The organism is uncultured Gemella sp. (assembly GCF_963519265.1).
Lineage (GTDB): Bacteria > Bacillota > Bacilli > Staphylococcales > Gemellaceae > Gemella.
In genome coordinates this window covers 1-4,665 of record NZ_CAUQNQ010000097.1, presented here as the reverse complement: position 1 = coordinate 4,665, position 4,665 = coordinate 1, and the positions used below count along the sequence as shown (strand labels likewise).

Genomic DNA, 4,665 nt, shown 5'->3' with positions numbered 1-4,665 from the left:
CAAATTCACCGTGACTCGCGATGATAATTCCTACCATCTTAGTACCTCCTTTTATTTAATTCTTATTTATTATGACGTGTATACCTTTGCATACAGATAGATTATATCATTTATTATTTTTTTTGTAAATGTTTTAGTTTCTTACTTTACACACATGCAATCGATTTCTATTATTAATATTTAAATGTAAGATATATTATTTTTCATATCAATAATTACAAAACCTTTTGAGTCGCTTTTGTAATTAAAAATTTTATATGTTTTTACAGGAAAATATATAAAATTTTATAGAAAAATTTATATTGTGAAAATATTATTTTCATGCTTTCATAATATTACAATTGTTTTTTTATTCCTAACCATAAAAAAAGACAATAACTTAACCTTTTGGGTTACATTATCATCTTTATATAGCATTAAAAATTTACTGGCAATCTATTTTATATTTTTTTCAGGAAATAACATTTTTAATACATTTAACGATAATCTTCTTGATTTTCCTGAATGTGGATAAATATGCATCATCATCATAGGATTAAAATTGGCTTCGATAACTCCATAATTAGTATTACTAACTTCTTCTTTTATATCTGAAATTATTAAATCTACACCACAAACCTTAGCCATCATAGCATTCGCTATTTCGACAGCTAGCTCTTTATAGCTTTCATGAACCTCATCTGTCATATCCACAGAGTCTCCACCTGTACTGATATTTGAATTTTCTCTAAGATATGCCACTTCATTCACAGCTAATATAGAATCGAAATTTAATCCTTGTTCAGATAATTGAAGTTTTTCGATTTCTCCAAGTTCAATTTTTTTCAGAGGAGTTTTCTTAGCATCTCCTCTTAGTGAATCCGAATTTTTTTGTTCAACCAATTCTCTTATTGTATGTTTACCATCACCTACAACATTTGCAGGTACTCTTAATAATACAGCTTCAGTTTTTCCTTCAATAACAAAGAATCTATATTCTGTACCCTCAATAAACTCTTCAATAAGCATATCTTTGTCTTCTTTAAGAGCAAACTCTATAGCTTTAGAATAGTTTTCTACTGAACTAGTTCCTTCCTTAAAAATTGTTATTCCTAATCCAAAATTCGTACTCTTAGGTTTTATTACAATTGGTTTGTTTTTTATATAATTAAATTTTTGTAATGCTTCTTCTAAACTAGAAACTTCATATCCTTTCGGTACTCTAAAACCTTTTTCAGCTAATACTTTTTTAGTAACAACCTTGTTTTCCATAATCAACGGAGAAATATAACTATCTTTACTTGTCATATTTCCATTTTTTACATATTCTACTCTTTCATTGCTTTCTAAACGAATAAACTGATCATTTTCATCAATAACAGTAACTTTAATACCATTTTTTATTGCATCTTCAATTACAGCTTGTGTAGACAGTTCCATATTAGAATATGCACTTAATGAATAATATTCTCCTAAAGCATCCTCTTTATAAATTTTAGCTAACTTCATTCCTACTTTAACCATATCATTCTCTTTTTGATATTCTTTTAAAAGTCTAGCTCCTATAGTAAGTTCAGGATTTTTTAATTCTTCAATCTTTTCATCTATTAAAACAATATCATCTTCTAGTAGACCTACTTTTTCTACCATATCTTTCATTTGATTTAATAGCCACAGTCCCTCTTCTTCGTACTTAACCTTTTCCATTGGATGTGAAAGTGCTACATTCTCACTGTATTCATACCCTAAAAATTCAGAAGTATTTTTATCCTCTTCTTCTAACCAAACTAGAGTTTTTATGAATAAATGTACAAATCTAATATCTTTTTCTAAAATACCAAAAGGTGCGAATGGATTTAAATCAAATAATCTAAATTCAATATACTTAATTCCTTGATTTGGAAATTTTTTGATAGTATCTGCACCTCTAAAACGGACACTAGAATAAAATTCTTTTTCAGCTATTAATTGTTTATTTTCTACATATCCTGTTATATCTTTAATATATCTTTCTAACGAACTATATGATACTTTAATATCATCTTCATTTACATAACCATATCTACTAGTTCTTAAACTTCTTACAAAATCAGTTGGTTTTTTGCCATCTGTAAAATATTTATCCTCAGCAAATGGTGAAGCACCAAATAAATAAACTAATAACCACTGATATCTTAAAAATTGTCTAGCTAGTTTTAAATAAACATCATTCTTTACACCTACAAGATCTTTTTTAGTAACTTCAGATATTCTTTCCATTAACACATCATCTAATTGGAAATTATAATGTATACCTGATACCATTTGCTTATATTTTCCATATTTTTCTACCAAATATTCTCTATACGCAATATCAGATTTTTTTTCAAATTGTGCAACTCTGATATCTTCTTCTTTTGGTAATATCGCAGGTATGCTCAAAGGCCAAATATATTCATCTTTTGGCATATTTTTTAATGTAACTTCATGAATAGCATTCAAAATTCTTAAAACATCTTTTTCGTTATTTTCTGGTGTTGTTATCAACTCGACCTGTGATTCAGCAAAATCAGTCTGGATGTAAGGATGTTCGTGTCTTACTCCAAATATTTTTGGATGATTAGTTTTAGTTATTTCCCCATTCTTTAAAACACGTTGTCCTTCTTTTTCTATACCAATTTTCACATTAGCAAATAATTCTTCTAAATTATTATTTTTTATTATATCTTTAATTATCATATTATATCACTCTCTACAAACAATATAGTTATCTTCTATCTTATCATAAATACATAATTAATAATAGAAATTGAACTCAATTCATAGTGAAATTCTATTACTCTCTTACAATATTCTTATATATATGTTATAATCAAATTACACTTAAGAAAGGGGATAAATACGATTTACTATCGTATTTCTAAATTTTTTATGATAAAATTAATAGCTAGTGATATGGATGGAACTTTATTAAATCATAACCACAAAATTCCAAAAGAGAATGTAGAACTTATTAATTATGCCAAAAATCAAGGAATAGAATTTGTAGTAGCGACTGGGAGAGCCTATTATGAAGCTTTACCAGCATTAAATGAAGAAAATATTAATTGTGATGTGATTAGTTTTAATGGTGGTATTGTCTATGATAAAAATGGTAATATCATCAGTATTACTCCTATGATACCTAAAGATTTATACTATACAATTGAAATATTGAAAAGTTTTGATATAAGTTATCAACTTTATACAAAAAATACTATATATACTAAAAGTATAGAAACTGATATAAACGCGTATATAGATTTAATTAGGTCTAATGGCTATGATCCAGACGTTGAGCATTTACGTGCAGAAGCACAGCTAAAATTAGATATGGGGTATATTACTGAGGTTGAGAATATAGAATTATTCCTTAATGAAGAAGAAAATCCCCCAATCAAAATAATAGCTATATCTAATGATATATCGAAACTAGAAAATGCTACCAAACTATTATCAGAAAATACAAATATAAGTGTGACATCATCTGGTACGAATAATATAGAAATAATGCATAAAAATGCCACTAAAGGTGAAGCCTTAAAAGAAATAGCGAAAATCTATGGAATAAACTTAGAAAATACTGTCGCAATTGGCGATAATCTGAATGATCAAGCAATGCTAGATATTGTTGGATACAGCGTTGCTATGAAAAATGGTAATACAATATTAAAAGAACACGCTAAATACGTAACAGAAAAAACAAATTCTGAAGGTGGTGTTGCGGATACTATATTCAAATTAATAGAGCAAAACAATGAAATTAAAGAAGATATCAATGAAGTATTAGTAAAAGCAGCAATCGATGCAACAAAATATGCTTACGTTCCCTACTCTAATTTTAAAGTAGGTGCTGCGATACTAGCTGAAAATGGAAAAATCTATACTGGTTGCAATATAGAAAATGCTAGTTATTCTCCCACAAACTGTGCAGAAAGAACAGCAATTTTTAAAGCTGTAAGTGAAGGAGTTACAAAATTCAAAAAAATCGCAGTAGTAGGTGGTCCTAATGGCAATTTAGAAAATTATTGTCCACCTTGCGGAGTTTGTCGACAAGTAATTTCTGAATTTGCAGACGAAGATTTTGAATTAATCTTAGGTACTTCTGAAAATACCTATGCTGTATATAACTTCTTTCAAGAAGTACTACCTCTAAGTTTTACAGCAAAAGAATTAAAAAAATAAAGACAAATGGTCATTAGAATATAAATTCTGATGACCATTATTTTTATAGTATACTATTTTTAATTTCTTTCTCTTACATAAAAAAAGTCGTAACAAAAGCTACGACTAGGTTAAGATGACCCGTACGGGATTCGAACCCGTGTTACCGCCGTGAAAGGGCGGTGTCTTAACCACTTGACCAACGGGCCAAAAAATTTAAAGGCTAAATTAATAGCCTTATATTTAATTAATGAGCCATGAAGGACTCGAACCTTCGACCCTTTGATTAAAAGTCAAATGCTCTACCAACTGAGCTAATGGCTCATGGCTGGGATACCTGGATTCGAACCAGGGGAATGACGGAGTCAAAGTCCGTTGCCTTACCGCTTGGCTATATCCCAATGTTATAAAGAATGGTGGGAAGAAGTGGATTCGAACCACTGAACCCGAAGGAGCGGATTTACAGTCCGCCGCGTTTAGCCTCTTCGCTATCTTCCCGGCTTA

2 protein-coding genes and 4 tRNA genes are annotated in these 4,665 nt (G+C 29.2%); 1 reads left to right on the top strand and 5 read right to left on the bottom strand.

Features of this window, described 5'->3' with window-relative positions:
• Window positions 1–435 precede the first annotated feature (435 nt).
• Complete coding sequence (gene gshAB, locus RWN11_RS07280; RefSeq protein ID WP_314161073.1) at window positions 436–2,697, bottom strand: bifunctional glutamate--cysteine ligase GshA/glutathione synthetase GshB; 2,262 nt, start codon at window positions 2,695–2,697, stop codon at window positions 436–438.
• Between the two features lie 192 nt (window positions 2,698–2,889).
• Here gshAB and RWN11_RS07275 point away from each other — a divergent pair, with 192 nt between their 5' ends.
• The gene (locus RWN11_RS07275; RefSeq protein ID WP_314161072.1) at window positions 2,890–4,182 is read left to right on the top strand and encodes a cytidine deaminase; all 1,293 of its coding nucleotides are present in this window, start codon (window positions 2,890–2,892) and stop codon (window positions 4,180–4,182) included.
• Between the two features lie 116 nt (window positions 4,183–4,298).
• On the opposite strand, the gene RWN11_RS07270 is transcribed toward RWN11_RS07275, so the two are convergent.
• The 4 genes from RWN11_RS07270 to RWN11_RS07255 all read right to left on the bottom strand — a co-directional run bounded on the left by RWN11_RS07270 (window position 4,299) and on the right by RWN11_RS07255 (window position 4,659).
• Window positions 4,299–4,370, bottom strand: a tRNA-Glu gene (locus tag RWN11_RS07270).
• Between the two features lie 42 nt (window positions 4,371–4,412).
• Window positions 4,413–4,485 (bottom strand) — tRNA-Lys (locus RWN11_RS07265).
• A gap of 1 nt (window position 4,486) precedes the next feature.
• Window positions 4,487–4,562 (bottom strand) — tRNA-Gln (locus tag RWN11_RS07260).
• Window positions 4,563–4,575: 13 nt separating this feature from the next.
• Window positions 4,576–4,659, bottom strand: a tRNA-Tyr gene (locus RWN11_RS07255).
• Window positions 4,660–4,665: the final 6 nt, after the last annotated feature.